At 65.8% G+C, this 15,667-nt stretch carries 21 protein-coding genes; 11 read left to right on the top strand and 10 right to left on the bottom strand.

Going from position 1 to position 15,667, the window contains the following annotated elements; translation table 11 throughout:
• Positions 1-86: 86 nt before the first annotated feature.
• Both AC1DOP_RS06930 and AC1DOP_RS06925 read left to right on the top strand, forming a co-directional pair.
• Positions 87-1,118 carry an OmpA family protein gene (locus AC1DOP_RS06930; RefSeq protein ID WP_442124105.1) on the top strand — a complete coding sequence of 344 codons (1,032 nt, stop codon included), beginning with the start codon at positions 87-89 and terminating at the stop codon, positions 1,116-1,118.
• A gap of 121 nt (positions 1,119-1,239) precedes the next feature.
• Positions 1,240-2,259 (top strand): YihY/virulence factor BrkB family protein, encoded by a 1,020-nt coding sequence (locus AC1DOP_RS06925; protein ID WP_477250599.1) that lies wholly within the window; start codon positions 1,240-1,242, stop codon positions 2,257-2,259.
• 173 nt (positions 2,260-2,432) lie between these two features.
• Here the strand turns inward: AC1DOP_RS06925 and AC1DOP_RS06920 are convergent, their stop codons facing one another.
• From AC1DOP_RS06920 to AC1DOP_RS06910, 3 genes are all read right to left on the bottom strand, one after another.
• Positions 2,433-3,716 carry an AI-2E family transporter gene (locus AC1DOP_RS06920; protein ID WP_442124103.1) on the bottom strand — a complete coding sequence of 428 codons (1,284 nt, stop codon included), beginning with the start codon at positions 3,714-3,716 and terminating at the stop codon, positions 2,433-2,435.
• Positions 3,717-3,869: 153 nt separating this feature from the next.
• A complete protein-coding gene (locus AC1DOP_RS06915) occupies positions 3,870-4,184 on the bottom strand; it encodes a BON domain-containing protein (protein ID WP_442124102.1) in 315 nt (104 codons plus the stop codon).
• Positions 4,185-4,272: 88 nt separating this feature from the next.
• Positions 4,273-4,803 (bottom strand): hypothetical protein, encoded by a 531-nt coding sequence (locus tag AC1DOP_RS06910; protein ID WP_442124101.1) that lies wholly within the window; start codon positions 4,801-4,803, stop codon positions 4,273-4,275.
• Positions 4,804-5,011: 208 nt separating this feature from the next.
• On the opposite strand from AC1DOP_RS06910, the gene AC1DOP_RS06905 reads away from it, so the two are divergent.
• Positions 5,012-5,518, top strand: coding sequence for an outer membrane lipoprotein (locus tag AC1DOP_RS06905; protein ID WP_442124100.1), 507 nt, complete (start codon positions 5,012-5,014; stop codon positions 5,516-5,518).
• 61 nt (positions 5,519-5,579) lie between these two features.
• The gene (locus tag AC1DOP_RS06900) at positions 5,580-6,023 is read left to right on the top strand and encodes a hypothetical protein (protein WP_477250598.1); all 444 of its coding nucleotides are present in this window, start codon (positions 5,580-5,582) and stop codon (positions 6,021-6,023) included.
• Between the two features lie 135 nt (positions 6,024-6,158).
• Here AC1DOP_RS06900 and AC1DOP_RS06895 read toward each other — a convergent pair whose 3' ends face one another.
• The 6 genes from AC1DOP_RS06895 to AC1DOP_RS06870 all read right to left on the bottom strand — a co-directional run bounded on the left by AC1DOP_RS06895 (position 6,159) and on the right by AC1DOP_RS06870 (position 9,281).
• Complete coding sequence (locus AC1DOP_RS06895; RefSeq protein ID WP_477250597.1) at positions 6,159-6,512, bottom strand: hypothetical protein; 354 nt, start codon at positions 6,510-6,512, stop codon at positions 6,159-6,161.
• Positions 6,513-6,537: 25 nt separating this feature from the next.
• Positions 6,538-6,924 (bottom strand): phage holin family protein, encoded by a 387-nt coding sequence (locus tag AC1DOP_RS06890; protein WP_442124097.1) that lies wholly within the window; start codon positions 6,922-6,924, stop codon positions 6,538-6,540.
• Positions 6,925-6,942: 18 nt separating this feature from the next.
• A complete protein-coding gene (locus AC1DOP_RS06885; RefSeq protein ID WP_442124134.1) occupies positions 6,943-7,209 on the bottom strand; it encodes an ElaB/YgaM/YqjD family protein in 267 nt (88 codons plus the stop codon).
• 135 nt (positions 7,210-7,344) lie between these two features.
• Positions 7,345-7,881: a ferritin-like domain-containing protein gene (locus AC1DOP_RS06880; protein ID WP_442124096.1), complete on the bottom strand. Its 537-nt coding sequence runs from the start codon at positions 7,879-7,881 to the stop codon at positions 7,345-7,347.
• Between the two features lie 39 nt (positions 7,882-7,920).
• A complete protein-coding gene (locus tag AC1DOP_RS06875) occupies positions 7,921-8,844 on the bottom strand; it encodes an OmpA family protein (protein WP_442124095.1) in 924 nt (307 codons plus the stop codon).
• 56 nt (positions 8,845-8,900) lie between these two features.
• Positions 8,901-9,281 (bottom strand): DUF4398 domain-containing protein, encoded by a 381-nt coding sequence (locus AC1DOP_RS06870; RefSeq protein ID WP_442124133.1) that lies wholly within the window; start codon positions 9,279-9,281, stop codon positions 8,901-8,903.
• A 203-nt stretch (positions 9,282-9,484) separates the two neighbouring features.
• Here AC1DOP_RS06870 and AC1DOP_RS06865 point away from each other — a divergent pair, with 203 nt between their 5' ends.
• From AC1DOP_RS06865 to AC1DOP_RS06855, 3 genes are all read left to right on the top strand, one after another.
• The gene (locus AC1DOP_RS06865; protein WP_477250596.1) at positions 9,485-11,614 is read left to right on the top strand and encodes an AsmA family protein; all 2,130 of its coding nucleotides are present in this window, start codon (positions 9,485-9,487) and stop codon (positions 11,612-11,614) included.
• Positions 11,615-11,703: 89 nt separating this feature from the next.
• Positions 11,704-12,015 carry a BON domain-containing protein gene (locus AC1DOP_RS06860; protein WP_442124093.1) on the top strand — a complete coding sequence of 104 codons (312 nt, stop codon included), beginning with the start codon at positions 11,704-11,706 and terminating at the stop codon, positions 12,013-12,015.
• A gap of 24 nt (positions 12,016-12,039) precedes the next feature.
• Positions 12,040-12,261: a glycine zipper 2TM domain-containing protein gene (locus AC1DOP_RS06855; protein WP_442124092.1), complete on the top strand. Its 222-nt coding sequence runs from the start codon at positions 12,040-12,042 to the stop codon at positions 12,259-12,261.
• 106 nt (positions 12,262-12,367) lie between these two features.
• Here the strand turns inward: AC1DOP_RS06855 and AC1DOP_RS06850 are convergent, their stop codons facing one another.
• The gene (locus AC1DOP_RS06850) at positions 12,368-13,099 is read right to left on the bottom strand and encodes a Crp/Fnr family transcriptional regulator (protein ID WP_477250595.1); all 732 of its coding nucleotides are present in this window, start codon (positions 13,097-13,099) and stop codon (positions 12,368-12,370) included.
• A gap of 178 nt (positions 13,100-13,277) precedes the next feature.
• On the opposite strand from AC1DOP_RS06850, the gene AC1DOP_RS06845 reads away from it, so the two are divergent.
• The 4 genes from AC1DOP_RS06845 (at position 13,278) to AC1DOP_RS06830 (ending at position 15,566) form a co-directional block, all read left to right on the top strand.
• Positions 13,278-14,135 (top strand): outer membrane lipoprotein, encoded by an 858-nt coding sequence (locus tag AC1DOP_RS06845; protein ID WP_477250594.1) that lies wholly within the window; start codon positions 13,278-13,280, stop codon positions 14,133-14,135.
• A gap of 187 nt (positions 14,136-14,322) precedes the next feature.
• Entirely contained in the window at positions 14,323-14,553 is a 231-nt protein-coding gene (locus AC1DOP_RS06840) for a hypothetical protein (protein ID WP_442124089.1), read from the top strand.
• A gap of 90 nt (positions 14,554-14,643) precedes the next feature.
• The gene (locus AC1DOP_RS06835; RefSeq protein WP_105378160.1) at positions 14,644-14,790 is read left to right on the top strand and encodes a lmo0937 family membrane protein; all 147 of its coding nucleotides are present in this window, start codon (positions 14,644-14,646) and stop codon (positions 14,788-14,790) included.
• A 104-nt stretch (positions 14,791-14,894) separates the two neighbouring features.
• Complete coding sequence (locus AC1DOP_RS06830) at positions 14,895-15,566, top strand: YiaD family glycine zipper/OmpA-like lipoprotein (protein WP_442124088.1); 672 nt, start codon at positions 14,895-14,897, stop codon at positions 15,564-15,566.
• Positions 15,567-15,667: the final 101 nt, after the last annotated feature.

Below are 15,667 nucleotides of genomic sequence, written 5' to 3'. Positions count from 1 at the left end.
CAGGCTTGTATTCTTGACCACAACATCACTGTTTAGGCACGCGATGTAAGCACATTTACAACCAATGGGAGTTACCTGTGAATAATATGAAGAAGATCGCTCTGGCTGCCGCCCTGCTCTGCTCGGCTGGTTCGACGCTGGCTCAAGAAGTCATCAATCCGTCGTGGTACATTGCGCCGACCGTCGTCGGCATCAAGCCCGACCACGACTTCGGCGTCGGCGACAAGGACTGGGGCGGCGGGTTGAAGTTCGGTAAACCGGTGCACCCGCTGTGGGACATCCAGATCGGCGCGACCCATGCCCGCTCCGACAACAGCCTCACCAATTACCGCCAGACCCTGGTTGGTGTCGACGCGCTGCTGATGCTTTCGCGCAAACAGATCCGCCCCTTCCTGCTGGTCGGCGTCGGTGGCGAGCGTGACCGCGTAAGCCGTGGCAACTACAACGCCTCCGGCTGGTCGCCGTACTACACCGCCGGCCTGGGCGTCCAGGCCAGCCTGAACGACCGCTGGTCGGTGCAGCTCGACGGCCGCGCCGTGAAGAGCAACCTGCGCCACGACGACGAATTCGGCTTCTCGAAAGCCCTCACCAAGTATGTCGGCTTCAGCCTGATCTACGCCTTCAACCCGCCGCCGGCACCGCCGGCACCGGCCCCGGCTCCGGTCGTGGAAGCCCCGGCACCGGCACCGGCCCCGGTCGTGGAAGCCCCGCCGCCGCCGCCGCCGCCGGCCCGCTTCGAGAAGGTGACCCTGTCGGCGACCGAACTGTTCGCCTTCGACAGCGCCACCCTGTCGATGCCGCAGCCCAAGCTGGACGACATCGCCGCCGCCCTGCAGGCCGATCCGTCGATCACCGACGTCGACATCACCGGCTACACCGACCGCATCGGTTCGCCGAAGTACAACCAGAAGCTGTCGGAGCGCCGCGCCAACGCCGTGCGCGAATACCTGGTCGGCAAGGGCGTCGACGCGAACCGCCTGAAGGCCTACGGCAAGGGCGAGAAGAATCCGGTGGTCACCGACTGCCACCAGAAGAAGCGTTCGGAGCTGATCGCGTGCCTGGCGCCGAACCGTCGCGTGGAAGTCGAGCAGATCACCGTCGAACGCCGCGTGCAGTAAGCAGTAGGGTGAACATGAGCGGGAGCGCACGCGTTCCCGCCGGCCCGGCCACCCGCAGGACCCCGACCCGTGCTGGTCACTCGACGCGCCTTCGGGCGCGTTCTTTTTTTGGAGAAGCGATATGGATGTAAAAAACTGGGCACCGTTTTCGCGCAAGGTCATCCACGTGATGCGCTGCGCCGTCACCGAATGGATGGAGCACCGCGCATCCAGCAAGGGCGCGGCCCTGGCCTTCTATTCGCTGTTTTCGCTCGCGCCCATCCTGGTGCTGGTGATCGCCGTCGCCGGCTTCTTCTACGGCGCCGAAGCGGCCCAGGGCCAGCTGATCGGCGAACTGCGCGGCCTGGTCGGCCCGAAGGGCGCGCAAACCATCGAAGCCATCCTGGCCGGCGCCCAGAACAAGGACAGTGGCCTGTTCGCCACCATCGTCGCCACCGTGCTGCTGGTGATCGGCGCCACCACCGCCTTTGCCGAACTGAAGGACAGCCTGGACGAGATCTGGGGCGTGCCGCCGCCCAAGGACGCCAGCTTTTGGGACACGATTCGCACCCGCCTGCTGTCCTTCGGCCTGATCCTGACCCTGGCCCTGCTGCTGATGACCTCGCTCGTGGTATCGGCGGCGCTGACCGTGGCCGAGAAATTCCTCGGCGGCTACTGGCATAACGCCACCGTCATCTTCGGCTGGGTCGCCTGGGCCTTCAGCTTCCTGGTGATCGCCACCCTGTTCGGCGTGATCTACAAGCTGCTGCCGCGCATCAAGCTGTCCTGGCACGACGTCACCATCGGCGCGCTCGGCACCGCGGTCCTGTTCACCTTGGGGAAATACGCGATCGGCCTGTATATCGGCAACAGCGGCACCACCAACAGCTTCGGCGCGGCCGGCTCCCTGATCGCCCTGCTCCTGTGGGTGTACTACTCGGCGCAGATCTTCTTCCTGGGCGCCGAATTCGCCCGCCAGTACGCGATCCAGATGGGCAGCCTGAGCAAGAAGGAAGGCAAGGAAGTGTCCCCGCTGGGCGACCTGCCGGATGGCCGGCCGGAACGCCGCATCCGCGAACGCCGCACCGCGGGCTCGCGTGATCGACGCACGGGCGGGGCGCCGGATCGGCGGTTGGGAGTGGCTGTCGGCCACAATGCCTGAACACGTCAGCGTCATTCCGGACATTGCCCGAAATGACTCCCCGCACAGGCGGGGATCCATGCTGAACAACCGGATTCAGGTCATCCGATATCCCTGCCGCGTTTCGGAGAGTACCGGCTTCGGCCGCTCGGCGTGGAGGGAATGACGGGGAGATGCGGGAACGGCGGGTGAAATCACTCCCCCAACAACTCCGCCACCACCTCCATCCCTTCCACCCGCTCGGCCACAACCTTCACCACCACCACCACCGGCACGCCGAGCAGCAAGCCCCACATGCCCCACAGCCAGCCCCAGAACAGCAGGCTGACGAACACGGCGGCCGGGTTCATCTTTGCGATCTTGCCGGTCATCCAGGTGGTCACCACCATGCCCACCAGGGTCGCGATCGCCAGCGAGGCGCCGGCCACCAGGATCACCATGCGCAGCGATTCGAACTGCAGGAAGGCGACCAGGCCGGTGGCCGAGGTAATCAGCAGCGGCCCGAAGTAAGGCATGATGTGGGCGACGCCGGCGAAGATGGCCCAGGCGCCGGCGTTCTCCAGGCCGATCATGCGCAGCACGCCCCACATCAGCAGGGCCAGCAGCGTGTTGGTGACGAGCAGCATGAACATATAGTTCTGGATCGAGGTGTTGATGTCCTCGAGGATGTGCACGGTCACCTTCTTGCGCGTCAGCGAAGGCCCGGTCAGCTTGACCAGCTTGCGCTTGAAGGTGTCGCCCGCCAGCAGCAGGAAGAACACCAGGAAGACCACCATGGTGGCCTGGGAGATGAAGCTGGCCAGGCCCACCGACCCGGCCAGCAGCCAGTCCATCACGCGGAAATTGCTGGCCCCCGGCACGCCGGCCGGCGCCGGATGCTTTTGCTGCTGGGCGCGGCGCGCGTCCGCACCGGCGGCGTGGGCGGCCGCCTGCTCGATCTCCGCGGCGGCGGCCTGCACCTGCTGGATGGTCGAGGGCTGGCCGTCGGAATTCTGGGTGATCAGTCTGGTGACCTTGTGGGTCAGCGCCGGCAGGCCGTCGATGATATTGAAGAACTCGCCCTGCAGGCGCTGGGCGGTGAGCGCCATGCCGGCCAGGATCGCGGCCGTGACCAGGGTGGCGCCGATCGCGCGCTTGACGTGCCAGCGCTCCAGCCAGCGCACCACCGGGCTGAGGGTGTAGGCGAGGAAGATGCCGAGCAGGAGCGGCACGAGGAAATTCTTGGCCCATTGCAGGGCGAAAATGAAGGCGACGGTGGCCAGGATGCCGAGCGACATCCCGCGTGCGTTGACGTGGACCGGCAGGCGCAGGGCGCCGTGCTGGGCCCCCAGCTCTTCGCCGGTAGGGGCGCCTTCTGCGCTCAGCAGGCCGGCTTCGCGCGCAGCCTCTTCCGGCGAGCGCGGCTCCTCGGTGGCTGACGCCGGGGTTGGGTGGTCCGATTGCTCGGCCGAAGTCTTGGCGGTGGGAGCGAGCTGCATGTCGATACCTGAAAAAAGAAAGGCCAACCCTGGGGCTGGCCGATATGTTGCTGTCCAGCCGACGCGCCCGGGCGGACCCCCTGGTGAGTCAAACAGGGATCCCCCGCGCGGCCGGAACACACCATCCGGCGTCAGCTCATTCTACGCGCCGGCTTACTTCACGCGAATGTCGTTCTTGACCGAGGACACGCCTTTCACGCCGCGCGCGATGTCGGCGGCGCGTTGGGCGTCGGCCGGATTGGCCACGAAGCCAGACAGCTGGACGGTGCCCTGATAGGTCTCGACGTTGATCTCGGTTGCCTTGACGTTCGGGTCGGCGGCGAAGGCGGCCTTCACCTTGGTGGTGATGCCGGCATCGTCCAGGTACTGGCCGGTGCTTTCGTGGGTGGCGGTCTGGGCGCAGCCGACGACGGCGAAAGCGACAGTGGCGGTGAAGACGGCGGTGGCGATACGTTTGGTCATGGTCATGATGAGCTCCTTGTTGTCAATGCATCACACGGGTGATACGGGATGGCCTTGAGGCCGGTTATAAATCGGGTTGTGGTTCGCGTTTACCTCATTTGCCGAACTGGGCTTTGGCGTCCGACATGCACTGGTCGCGGGCGGCGCCGGCAAAGGCGTCGCAGCGTTCCTTGGCGACTTTCCATGCGGCTTCCAGCTTGTCGTCACGGGCCTCATTGCGCGCTTCGATGGTCTTCTGGTCGGCCTTGGCGTCGGCGCGCGCGGCCACCAGCGTGGCCTTGGCCTGGGCCTGGCAGACGTCCCTGTCGTTGCCGGCCAGGCCGGCGCAGCGCGTCTTGTCGCGGTCGTAGTTGGCATCCGCGATCTTCAGGCGGGCGCGGGTGTAAGCCTTCAGCGTGTCTTCGTATTTCGCACGCGCCTCTTCCTCGGCCCGCACGCGCACCGCCTTGGCTTCTGCCACGCACAGATCCTTCGGATTGCCGGTCACGGCATCGCACTGGGCGCGCGCGTTCTTGTAATTGGCGGCCGCCTGTTCACGCGCCTGCTGGTAGGCGAGCTTGGACTCCGGCGTTGCCGCCCGCACGTGCGCTGCCCACAGCATGGCGGCGCCGAGCAATAAAATCATATGGGGTGTCCTCATTGTTTTTCTCCTTTTTAAACACTCAGGTGATGTTTTACTCTGCCGTAACGAAGAGTTCTGTTCGGTGCCGAACACAGTCAAAAGGTGTTGTAAGGACATGGATCAGATGCAATGAGATAGGGTGCGTCATCGCACAGACCTCAGGCATGCCGCTGCTTAATCTGGGCTTACATCTTTGCCAGGAGAACAAGTCATGAAAGCTATCCGAACTATCGCCGCCCTGGTCGCGGCCGGTGCAGTCCTTGGCGGTTGCGCCAGCAGCAGCCCTGACCCCTATTACGGCAATAATGGCTACCGCGGTGCCGACACCGGCTACCGCAACGACGGCTATCGCAATGACGGCTACCGCGACAGCGCCTCGGCCGGCTACGGCACCATCGAATCGATCCAGGTGACGAATGCGGAAGCCCGCACCAGCGGCGCCGGCGCCATCGTCGGCGGCCTGGTCGGCGCACTGGCCGGCAACCAGGTGGGCAGCGGCGGCGGACGCACCGCGGCCACCGTGGCCGGCGGCGTGGCCGGCGCGGCGATCGGCAACAACGTCGAGCGCAACCGCAATGCCGGCGACGGCCAGCAGGCCTATGCGGTGAATATCCGCATGGACAACGGCGAATACCGCACCATCGTGCAGGACAATGTCTACGACCTGCGCGTGGGCAACCGCGTGCGCATCGTCGACGGCCGCGTGTATCGTTATTAAGCGTAATGAGAGTGCCGGCGCGTGTGCGCCGGCTTTCGTTCGTCCAGAGAATGGAGGTCCCATGAGACAAGCACAAGCGATCGCGCTGGCCGCCACACTCGCCGCCCTGTGTGCGGCCGGCGCCCAGGCGCAGACCCAGGGCCAGCCCTTCAACGACAGCACGGTCGACAAGAACGTTGCCGTCAAGCAGGCCAGCGAAATTCGGAAAGGCGACCCGGCGCGCTGGCACAGCGAAGACACGAGCCGCCAGGCGCGCCTGCGCATCCTGCAGAAGGAGATCGGCGCGGCCTACGAGGAAGCGAAGAATGCCTGCCGCGAGAGCGCGGCGTCGGGGCGCAGCGCCTGCCTGAAGGAAGCGCGCGCCGGCTACGAGCGGGATATGAAGAATGCCCCGGCGCAGCTCGACAATGCGCCGAAAGGATCGGTCGAGACCACGGTCCAGACCGTCCAGGGCCCGGCGCCAGCACCGGCACCGACGCCGGCTCCCATGCCGAACTCGCATTGAGAAGGCGCTGAGAAGGCGCTGAGCAGGTCTGCAAAAAGACGGCGTCCAATCCGAGGATTGCGACGCCGCTCAAGCCCCACCATATCCTGTCACCGGACCGGCCCTTCATATTCGAAGGCCGGCCGCGATTCGCCTTCAGTATGCCATGTGTTGCGCGCGTTTGCGCTGTATATACCAAGCGGCAACACCCACCAGGGCTGCGATGCCCAGCGCCGGTTTACCGAGACGCCGCCTACGAATGAAGCCTAGCACGGTTAAGGCGTAAGGCGCCAGCACCGATACACTTGTGCCGGAAGGTTTCAGCAGCATGTCGGCGCGCGCGCGCAGGGCCCAGGTCGCGTGATCGATGACCGTGTGGAACATCACCTCGGGCCGCGCCGCGTGCCTGATCTGGGCGCGCGAATGGGCCACGCCCGCGCGAAAGAACTCGGCGTCGCGCAGCAATGCGCGCTTCTTTTCCTCGTGACTGCGATGGTCGTTTTTCTGCATGTTTTCCCCCTTTTGGCTGGCATGCTTACATCAGCATGTCGCGGTCGTTGCGCAGTTCCTTCATCGTCTCCGGGAACGCAAGCTTGCCCTGCTTCAGCATGGACAGGCCCCTGGCCACCAGGATGCCGGTGATGACGAGGAAGACGACGAACATGACCAGCAGGATCTTCCAGCCCATTTCGTCCCATGCCAGCGCGACGATGGTCGCCGTTCCGTAGGCGAGGGCGAACCAGGTGGCGAGCACGGCCATCGCGAAGATGGCGACGAGTTCGATCAGGTGGTTGCGCACCTCCGTCAGTTCGAGGGCGGCAAGCTCCACACGCGACACCACCAGGCCGAACAGGTTTTTCGCCAGGCCCGTGATCCCACCCATGAGGCCGGGGCTCTGCACGACGGTTTCGTTATTTTCCATGGCTGCCCCCGGCTCGGATTATTTGCGGCCCAGCAGGACACCGATCAGCAGGCCGACACCGGCCGCCGCGGCAACGGTGCGCCACGGATTGTCCTTCACGTAGACATCGGCATTCTTCGCCAGTTCCTTGCCCTTGACCATGGCTTGATCCTTGTACTCGCTGCCCTTGCCCAGCGCCGCATCCAGCATGCGCATGCCACGTGCGCGCAGCTCGTCGGCCTTGGTGCCGGTCAGGGAAGCGGCCGCGGTCAGCAGCGACTGGGCATCCTTGACCAGGGTTTTCATGTCGGTGCCGGCATCGTCCAGCTTGTCGTCGATGTCGGCGGCGTTGGCTTTGGCGCGTACGGAATTGGCGTTGGCGCGGATGGAATCGAGCATGTTGTACTCCTTGTTCTTGGTGGGTTATGGAAAGCGTTCGTGTCAGGCCAGCAGGTCGCGCATGTCGTCGGCGTGTTCCTCTTCGGTGGCGAGGATCTCGACCAGCATGTTCCTGGTGGTCGGGTCCTTGTCGCCGATCGCCTGGATCATCTGGCGGTAGGACTCGATCGCCACGCGCTCGGCGATCAGGTCGGCGCGGATCATCGCCTGCACGTCTTCGGAGTCGTCGTACTCGGCGTGGCTGCGCTGGGTCAGCGTGGCCGGATTGAAATTCGGCGAGCCGTTCAGCTGGACGATGCGCTCGGCGATGCGGTCGGCATGGTCCTGTTCCTGCTGGGCATGCTCGAGGAACTCGGCCTTGATGTGGCCGGTGTTCGGACCGCTGACCGTGTAATAGTGGCGCTTGTAGCGCAGCACGCACAGCAGCTCGGTGGCCAGGGCGGCATTCAGCATCGCGATCACCGCCTCGCGGTCGGCGGCGTAGCCTTCGGTGACGGCGCCGTCCTCGAGGTTGGCGGCCGCACGGCGGATCTCCGCGATGTCGAAGCCGTGGGCCAGCTTGGAATTCGTCTCGTTCATGGTCAATCTACCCCTTTATCAATAAAGCTCAAGCAAAAATCAACGCACCGCCGCTCGCGGCGGAATCGGCGCGTTCTCGTTCGACAGCACGATCTCGACGCGGCGGTTCAGCTGGCGGTTGGAGGCGCTGTCGTTGGACGCCACCGGATAGGCTTCGCCGTAGCCGCGCGTCGCGACGCGCTGGCGCTCCACGCCGAGGCTGGTCAGGGCCTGGGCCACGGATTGCGCACGGCGCTCCGACAGGTCCTGGTTGTGGGCGTGGCTGCCGGTGCTGTCGGTAAATCCTTCGACCAGCACAGTGCGGTCGGGGTTCTGCATCATGACCTCGGCCAGTTTACGCACGGTCGCCATGCCGTTCGCGTTCAGTTCGGCGCGGTCGGTGGCGAACAGCACGTCGCCGATCGTGACCACCATGCCGCGCTCGGTCTTCTGCGCATGCAGCTCGACCAGAATGGCTTCCAGGCGCGCGGCGCGCTCGGCCAGCTGGGCGTTCTGCTGCTGGGCCGCGGCGGCCTGGGCCTGGGCATCCTGGGCCTGCTGCTGGGCGGCGGCGGCCTGGGCATTGGCGGCGGCGGCTTCGCGCTTGGCACGTTCGGCCTCGGCGGTACGGGCTTCCAGCTGCACGCGGTCGCGCTCGCGGCCGGCGTTGGCGATGTCGGCTTCCGCGCTCTTGGCCTTCGCCACTTCCTGGGCGGTGGCGATGCGCTGCTTGGCCACATAGGCCAGGCGGTCGATGGTGTCCAGGCTCTCGCGCTTGGCGGCGGCCTGGTTGGCGCGGTCGAGGGCTTCGCTGGCCTGGCGGAATTCCAGCGGGGCATTGGCCGACACCTGCGGATTGTTGCTGGCCGCGACGTAGTCGGCGCGCGCCTCGTCAAGGGTCGGGGTGGTGGTCGGCACGGTGCTGCAGCCGGCCAGCAGCACGGCGCCGGCGAAGATCGCCGATGTCAGAAAATGCGATTTCATCGTATGTCCTTTCTTCTTATGTGCGCCTGGCGGGCGCGGTTGTCATGAAGCTCGGCTTACTGCTGCTGGTCCGAATTGGCGCGGTCGACTTCCTGGCGCAGCACGCGCAGGTCTTCGTTGAGCTGGTTCGAGGCCGCGGTCGCCTTGGCCGAACTGGCCTTGGCCTGGGCCAGCTTGGCATCGGCCTGGGCCTGCACGGCAAGTTCGCGCGCCAGCTTGTAGTCCTTGGCGGCCAGCGCCTGGTTGGCGCGCATCATCTTGGCGCGCGCCGCGCTGATTTCCTCGGGCGCCAGTTCGGGCGCGCCGGCGCTCACTGCGTTATCGACGGCGTTGTGCGACACCGCGACGGCAGCCGTGGCCGGGGTCTTTTCCGGGCTGGCGCAAGCGGCCAGGCCCAGGACCGCGGCGACCGCGCCTGCCCGCAGCAGCACATTCATCGATTTCATGTCCATCGTGGTTCTCCCTTGAAGAAAGATTGTGTTGGTAACGTTATAAGCCTCATGCGTAAAGTGTTCGGTTCGCTGCCGCACATTGGGCGGTGTCGGGGCAAGACCCATGCCAGTAGGGTGCGGCATCGCACATAGATCGGCGAACCTTTACGTTAATCTGATCTCAACACATCCCACCCGAAGGATTGCCCATGACAACCCGACAGCATGAGGAGAACAAGCCGGCGGACCAGGACAGCCACGGCAAGGCAGCCGGCAAGCACCACGGCGGGCGCGCCATGTCGCGCACGATGAAGACCGTGCTGTGGATCCTCGGCATCCTCATCGCGATCCCGGTGATCGCCATCATCATCCTCCTGACCTTCGACTGGAACCGCGCCAAGCCCTGGCTGAACGCCAAGGTCAGCAACGCCATCGACCGCCCCTTCGCCATCGTCGGCGACCTGTCGGTGCACTGGGAACGGCCGTCGGAAAGCATCGTTCCGGGCCAACGCACCTGGCGCGACCACATTCCCTGGCCCCACCTGTACGCGAACGACGTGCACGTCGGCAATCCTGAAAACATGCCGAAGGGCGACACCGCCAGCGTACGCCAGTTTTCGTTCTCGCTGAATCCATTTGCCCTGCTCAGCCACACGATCAATATTCCGGTGCTGCGCTTCGACGGCCCGCAGGTCGAGCTGCTGCGTACCGATGCCACGCACTACAACTGGGCCTATAAACACGAGGAAAAGAAATCGACGTGGAAGCTGGACCTCGAGCGCCTGGTGCTGTCGAAGGGCGTGGTCCACATCAAGGACGCGGTCACCGATGCCGACATCACGGCCGACGTCGACACCATCGCCAACGACCCCACCTACGGGATCGGCTTCAAGGTCCACGGCAGCTACAACAAGGCCCCGGTCACGGGCGGCGGCAAGCTAGGGGGCGTGCTGACCCTGAGGGACCAGGACGTGCCCTTCCCGGTCCAAGCCGACGTGCATTCCGGCCCCTACGCGCTGGCGGTCGAAGGCACGGTCACGCGGCCGGCCAAGCTGGCCGGGCTCGACCTGCGCCTGAAGCTGGCCGGTCCCAGCATGGCGCGGCTGTACGCCTTCACCGGCGTGGTACTGCCGGAAACCCCGCCGTTCTCGACCGAGGGCCACCTGATCGGCTCGCTGGGCGGGGCCTCGGACCGCAAGGGTGGGCGCTGGAGCTACGAGAAATTCAAGGGCCGGGTCGGCGAGTCCGACATCGCCGGCAGCCTCACTTTCCAGAGCCAGAAGCCGCGCAACAAGTTGAGCGGTACCGTGCACTCGAACCAGCTGCGCTTTGCCGACCTCGGCCCGCTGATCGGCGCCGACTCGAATGCCAGCAAGCGCAAGCGCGGCGTGGCGCCGGTGCAGCCGGCAAACAAGGCCTTGCCGGTCGAGAAATTCCATACCGAAAAGTGGAAGGTGCTGGACGCCGACGTGCACTTCTCGGCCGACCGCATCGTGAAGACCGCGCAACTGCCGCTCAGCAAACTGAAGACCCACCTGACCCTCGACAACGGCGTGCTGCGCCTGAAGCCGCTGGACTTCGGCATGGCCGGCGGCAGCGTCACCTCGACCGTCACGCTGGACGGCAGCGGCGGCGGCGGCGGCGGCAAGGATGCGATCAAGGCCACGCTCGAGGCCACCGCGCGCGAGATCGAGGTCAAGCAGCTGTTCCCGCAGATCCAGAAGATCCAGCAGGCCACCGCCGGCGACGTGTATGCCCAGGCCAAGCTGACCGCCACCGGCGATTCGGTGGGCGAGATGCTGGCGAAGTCGAACGGCGAAGTGAAGGGCCTGGTCAGCCAGGGCGTGGTCAGCAAGCTGCTGCTCGAGGAAGCCGGCCTGAACGTTGCCAACGTCATCATCACCAAGCTGTTCGGCGACAAGCAGGTGAAGCTGAACTGCCTGGCCTCCGACCTCGACGTCACCAACGGCGTGGCCAAGACCAATACCTTCGTGCTCGACACCGAGGATGCGATCGTCGACATCAATGGCACGGTCAACCTGAGCAGCGAGCAGATGGACCTGCGCGTCAAGCCGGAGACCAAGGCGCTGCGCATCTTCACCCTGCGCACGCCCTTCTACGTGCGCGGCACCTTCAAGCATCCGGACCTGCAGCTCGACAAGAAGGTGCTGGCGCTGAAAGGCGGCGCCGCGGCCGCGCTGGCCATCGTGGCCGCGCCAGCCGCCGCCCTGCTCCCGCTGATCAACACCGGTCCGGGCAAGGACAGCCCCTGCGCTGCACTGCTGGCCGAGGCCGGCGCCAAGCCGCAGGCGCCGCCGCCGGGCAAGCAGAAACGTTGAGCACGGTAGTGTGAGATGTCGTACAGACCATGGATGTGTGCGGAAGTAATCTGTCATCACTGCATCACGCAACAAGACCAGGAAGGAAGATGAAGCAATTCGGATGTACCGCGACGCTGCTGGCCGCCTTGGTGCTGGGCCCGGTGACCGTCTCGGGATGCGCCTCGACCGGGGAACATGCCGGCCAGGCCATCGACGACGCCACCATCACGACCGGAGTCAAGGCAGCCATCAACGGGGATCCGAACCTGAAGGTTTCCGAGCTCGAAGTGGAAACCGGACAGGGAGTCGTCCAGCTGAGAGGATTCGTCAGCTCGGCGGACGATGTGGCGGCAGCAGCAGCGGCTGCCCGCACAGTAAAGGGCGTGAAGTCGGTCAGAAATGACCTGCGCTTGAGATAAAAAACCCACCGTAAGGAGATCATCATGAAAACCATCAAACAACTCGTCGTGACCGCTTCGCTGGCAACCGTCGCACTGGGCCTGACCGGCTGCGCCGGCATGTCCAACCAGGACCGTAACACCGCCGTCGGCGCCGGCGTCGGCGCCGTGGCAGGCTCGGTCCTGACCGGCGGGAGCGCCGTCGGCACCGTGGGCGGCGCAGCCGTCGGCGGCGTGATCGGCAACCAGACCAGCAAGACCCACTAAGCCGATCCGCGGTCCGGTTCACGCAAAGACAAACGCCCCGTTTCGACGGGGCGTTTGTCTTTTGGAAGCCGACCTCGCAAAGAAAGACAAAAACGGTTTATACGGTTTATACGAACAGCGGCGCGGGTATGCCGGCGCCGGCTTCGCGCACGATCTCGTAGCAGGTGCAGGCCGCCTGGGCCAGCCCTTCCGGGTCGAGGATCTCGATATTGCCGCGGCTGTAGTTGATCAGTCCCTGCTGCTGCAGGGCGCTGGCGGCCTTGGTGACGCCGACCCGGCGCACGCCCAGCGCGTGGGCGAGGAATTCGTGGGTCAGGTGGAAGCGGTCGGACTGCAGGCGGTCGCGGGTGACCAGCAGCGAGCGCGCCAGGCGCGCCTCCAGCACGTGGTAGCGGCTGCAGACGGCAATCTGGATGGCCTGGGCCAGCAGGGTGTCCGTGTAGCGGTACAGCACGCGCTGCAGGGCCGGGCTGCGCGCGAAGGCGGCACGGAACAGGCTGGCGTCGATGCGGCTGGCGCTGCCGGCGCGCTGGACCACGGCGCGCACCTGGGTGGTGTCGTGGCCGAGGGCGACGGTGGCGCCCAGCATGCCTTCGCGGCCGACCAGGCCGACCTCCAGGGTCATGCGTACTTCGGCCACCGCCATCATCGAGATCAGGCAGTCATGCGGAAAGTAGATGTGGCGGATGGCGTCGCCGGGCTCGCACAGCACGGCCCCGACCTCCACCTGGACCTGGTCGAGCGCCGGGAGCATGCGGGCCAGGTCTTCCGGAGGAAGCGCGGCCAGCAACTGGTTGGCGTTATGCTCGGCGACCATGGGTGCAGCAGGAGAATTCATCGGACCCTCGCGGTTGGACGCCAGGGCAATTCTGCGGCTGACGTCGCGGTATCATTTGCTAACAACTTTTGGTCAGCGTACCGGCGCGGCCGGGGGAAGTATGTACGGTGACGCACGGAACCTGGTGTTGTTGACAGGGACAATGGTCAAACCGGACTGAAGAAAAAAAGGACCAGCCATGAACACACACCAGACACCCCCGACACGCGTCGGACAGCACCCTCTCCTGATCCTGGCGGCGCTCGCCGTGATCCTGTTCTGCGCGGTCGGCACCGCGGCCATCATGGGCTGGCTGCCGTCGTCGAAAGGCGGCACCGCGCGCGGGATGGCACCCGCCAGGAGCGAATTGAGCGACGCCGACCGCGCCGCCCTCAACGCCAGCCTGCAGCAACCCGGCCAGCCGGGCTACGCGGCGCCGGGCACGCTGCCGCCGGCCTACCCGGCCCAGGCCGCGGTCGGCAGCTATGTGCCGGCAACGCCCAGCACCACCGCCCCGCTGCCGGCCGCCCCGGCCAGCTCGATCGCACCGACCACCGCCAGCGCCTACCCGCCGGGCTATGCGGCGCCGGCCACCGGCGCCTACGGCACCAGCGCCGCGGGCAGCACCGCCGCCGGCTACGACGAACCGGCGCCGGTGCGCGAGAGCTATCCGAAAGCCAGGACCCCGGCCCGCGTGGCCCAGGCGGAATCCGCGGGCAACTGGTGCGGCAACTGCGGCAACGTCGAATCGATCCGCCAGATCATGACCCGCGCCCAGGGCAGCGGCGTGGGCGCGGCCGGCGGCGCCATCCTCGGCGGCCTGCTGGGCAACCAGGTCGGCAGCGGCCATGGACGCCAGCTGGCGACGGTGGCCGGCGCGGTCGGCGGCGCCGTGATGGGCAACCAGGTCGAAGGCAATATGAAGGCCAGTCACAGCTACGAGATCCGGGTCCGCCTGGACGACGGCACCCTGCGCACCTTCCACCAGCAGAACCTGCCCCAATGGCGTACCGGCGACCGCGTCCGCATCGTCAAGGGGGCGCTGCGCGCCGCATAGTCGAACCGGATAACGCACCAGAACAGTGCCCGGCCATGCAGGCCGGGTCATGGAAAACGGGGCTGCGGCCCCGTTTTTGTTTTCTTTTTCGCAATGTGCGCTAGCGCACGGAACTCGGCCGTACGGCGGTCAAGAATCGATTCACGCCGGCAGGACGGCGGAGAACATTCACACGAAAGGGAGTCCAATGAACAGCATCGCATGGATCGGGATCATCCTCTGGGGTCTGCTTCTCACCTGTTTCGGCCTCGTCAGCGCCGGTCCGGCGCCCCAGCCCGGCAGCGCCGACATCGCCGCCCACGACGTGTTCTTCGTGATCACCGGCGGCATGCTGACTTGCCTGATCGGTTTCATCGGCCTGATGGGCTTCATGGGCTGGGTTCCGGGATTGCGAAAAGAACAAAAAAGCGCAGCTTAATGTACGTCAGCGAACGGAGTATATGGATGGATCCCGGGATACTGAACTCACGGCAAAGACATCGCCGGTTCATTCGAAGAGGACACTATCATGCTCTACACTATCGCTGTCATTCTCATTATTCTGTGGCTGCTTGGTCTGGTCACTTCCTACACCGTCGGCGGCTTCATCCACATCCTGCTGGTCGTTGCCGTCATCATGATCCTGGTGCGCCTGATCAGTGGACGCGGAATATAAGACCCGTCACGCAACATTCTGCAAGACCGCCCGGTCCGTTTCGCGGTCGTGCCCTGTTGACGGGCGCGACCTCGAAACGGATATTTCTTTGTAAGGAGAACACCATGCACACTGCTTTCATCCGGTCGACATTGTGCGCGACCGTATTTGCCGTCGCCGCCAGCGGCTGCGCGGACATGAACGCCACCCAGCGCGGCACCGCCACCGGCGCCGGCGTCGGCGCGGGCCTCGGTGCCATCCTCGGCGCCAGCACGGGCGGGGGCGGCAGCGGCCGCGCCACCCGTGGCGCAGTGCTGGGCGGCCTGGCCGGCGCGGTGGCCGGCAACGTCTGGTCCAAGCACATGGAGCAGCAGCGCCAGGCGATGGAACAGGCGACCCGCGGCACCGGCGTGCAGGTCTCGCAGACCGCCGACAACCGGCTCAAGCTCGAGATCCCGAGCGACATCTCGTTCGACACCAACCGCGCCGACATCAAGCCGAATTTCCGGCCCATCCTCGAGCGCTTCGCCACCACCCTGAACGAGAATCCGGGCACCTACGTGACCATCATCGGCCACACCGACAATACCGGCGGCGACCAGATCAACCAGCCGCTCTCGCTCGACCGCGCCGCCCATACGCGCGACTACCTCACCGCGCGCGGCATCGATCCGAACCGCATCACGGTCGAGGGCCGCGCCGCCCGCGAGCCGGTCGCTTCCAACGACGATCCGGCCGGCCGCGCGCGCAACCGCCGCGTCGAGATCTTCGTGAACGAGCCGAACCGCGCCGGCTGAACCCTGCCGGGCGCCGTGCCGCCAGGGCGGCGCCCGATGTACCCCAAACGCATAAGTTCACATTTTGCGGCGCAGCGCAAGATCCATTCCCCCTCGTCGTT

The organism is Massilia sp. 01N410 (genome assembly GCF_056399665.1).
This window is presented reverse-complemented; position numbering and strand designations above follow the sequence as displayed.

What these genes read in the sequence shown, in the direction of transcription:
- AC1DOP_RS06925 (WP_477250599.1), top strand. Translation starts at nt 1,240, where the DNA reads ATGGATGTAAAAAACTGGGCACCGTTTTCGCGCAAGGTCATCCACGTG.
- AC1DOP_RS06930 (WP_442124105.1), top strand. Translation starts at nt 87, where the DNA reads ATGAAGAAGATCGCTCTGGCTGCCGCCCTGCTCTGCTCGGCTGGTTCG.
- AC1DOP_RS06905 (WP_442124100.1), top strand. Translation starts at nt 5,012, where the DNA reads ATGAAAGCTATCCGAACTATCGCCGCCCTGGTCGCGGCCGGTGCAGTC.
- AC1DOP_RS06885 (WP_442124134.1), bottom strand. Translation starts at nt 7,209, where the DNA reads ATGAAAACCCTGGTCAAGGATGCCCAGTCGCTGCTGACCGCGGCCGCT.
- AC1DOP_RS06855 (WP_442124092.1), top strand. Translation starts at nt 12,040, where the DNA reads ATGAAAACCATCAAACAACTCGTCGTGACCGCTTCGCTGGCAACCGTC.
- AC1DOP_RS06900 (WP_477250598.1), top strand. Translation starts at nt 5,580, where the DNA reads ATGAGACAAGCACAAGCGATCGCGCTGGCCGCCACACTCGCCGCCCTG.
- AC1DOP_RS06910 (WP_442124101.1), bottom strand. Translation starts at nt 4,803, where the DNA reads ATGATTTTATTGCTCGGCGCCGCCATGCTGTGGGCAGCGCACGTGCGG.
- AC1DOP_RS06920 (WP_442124103.1), bottom strand. Translation starts at nt 3,716, where the DNA reads ATGCAGCTCGCTCCCACCGCCAAGACTTCGGCCGAGCAATCGGACCAC.
- AC1DOP_RS06865 (WP_477250596.1), top strand. Translation starts at nt 9,485, where the DNA reads ATGACAACCCGACAGCATGAGGAGAACAAGCCGGCGGACCAGGACAGC.
- AC1DOP_RS06895 (WP_477250597.1), bottom strand. Translation starts at nt 6,512, where the DNA reads ATGCAGAAAAACGACCATCGCAGTCACGAGGAAAAGAAGCGCGCATTG.
- AC1DOP_RS06830 (WP_442124088.1), top strand. Translation starts at nt 14,895, where the DNA reads ATGCACACTGCTTTCATCCGGTCGACATTGTGCGCGACCGTATTTGCC.
- AC1DOP_RS06875 (WP_442124095.1), bottom strand. Translation starts at nt 8,844, where the DNA reads ATGAAATCGCATTTTCTGACATCGGCGATCTTCGCCGGCGCCGTGCTG.
- AC1DOP_RS06915 (WP_442124102.1), bottom strand. Translation starts at nt 4,184, where the DNA reads ATGACCATGACCAAACGTATCGCCACCGCCGTCTTCACCGCCACTGTC.
- AC1DOP_RS06835 (WP_105378160.1), top strand. Translation starts at nt 14,644, where the DNA reads ATGCTCTACACTATCGCTGTCATTCTCATTATTCTGTGGCTGCTTGGT.
- AC1DOP_RS06860 (WP_442124093.1), top strand. Translation starts at nt 11,704, where the DNA reads ATGAAGCAATTCGGATGTACCGCGACGCTGCTGGCCGCCTTGGTGCTG.
- AC1DOP_RS06840 (WP_442124089.1), top strand. Translation starts at nt 14,323, where the DNA reads ATGAACAGCATCGCATGGATCGGGATCATCCTCTGGGGTCTGCTTCTC.
- AC1DOP_RS06850 (WP_477250595.1), bottom strand. Translation starts at nt 13,099, where the DNA reads ATGAATTCTCCTGCTGCACCCATGGTCGCCGAGCATAACGCCAACCAG.
- AC1DOP_RS06870 (WP_442124133.1), bottom strand. Translation starts at nt 9,281, where the DNA reads ATGAATGTGCTGCTGCGGGCAGGCGCGGTCGCCGCGGTCCTGGGCCTG.
- AC1DOP_RS06890 (WP_442124097.1), bottom strand. Translation starts at nt 6,924, where the DNA reads ATGGAAAATAACGAAACCGTCGTGCAGAGCCCCGGCCTCATGGGTGGG.
- AC1DOP_RS06880 (WP_442124096.1), bottom strand. Translation starts at nt 7,881, where the DNA reads ATGAACGAGACGAATTCCAAGCTGGCCCACGGCTTCGACATCGCGGAG.
- AC1DOP_RS06845 (WP_477250594.1), top strand. Translation starts at nt 13,278, where the DNA reads ATGAACACACACCAGACACCCCCGACACGCGTCGGACAGCACCCTCTC.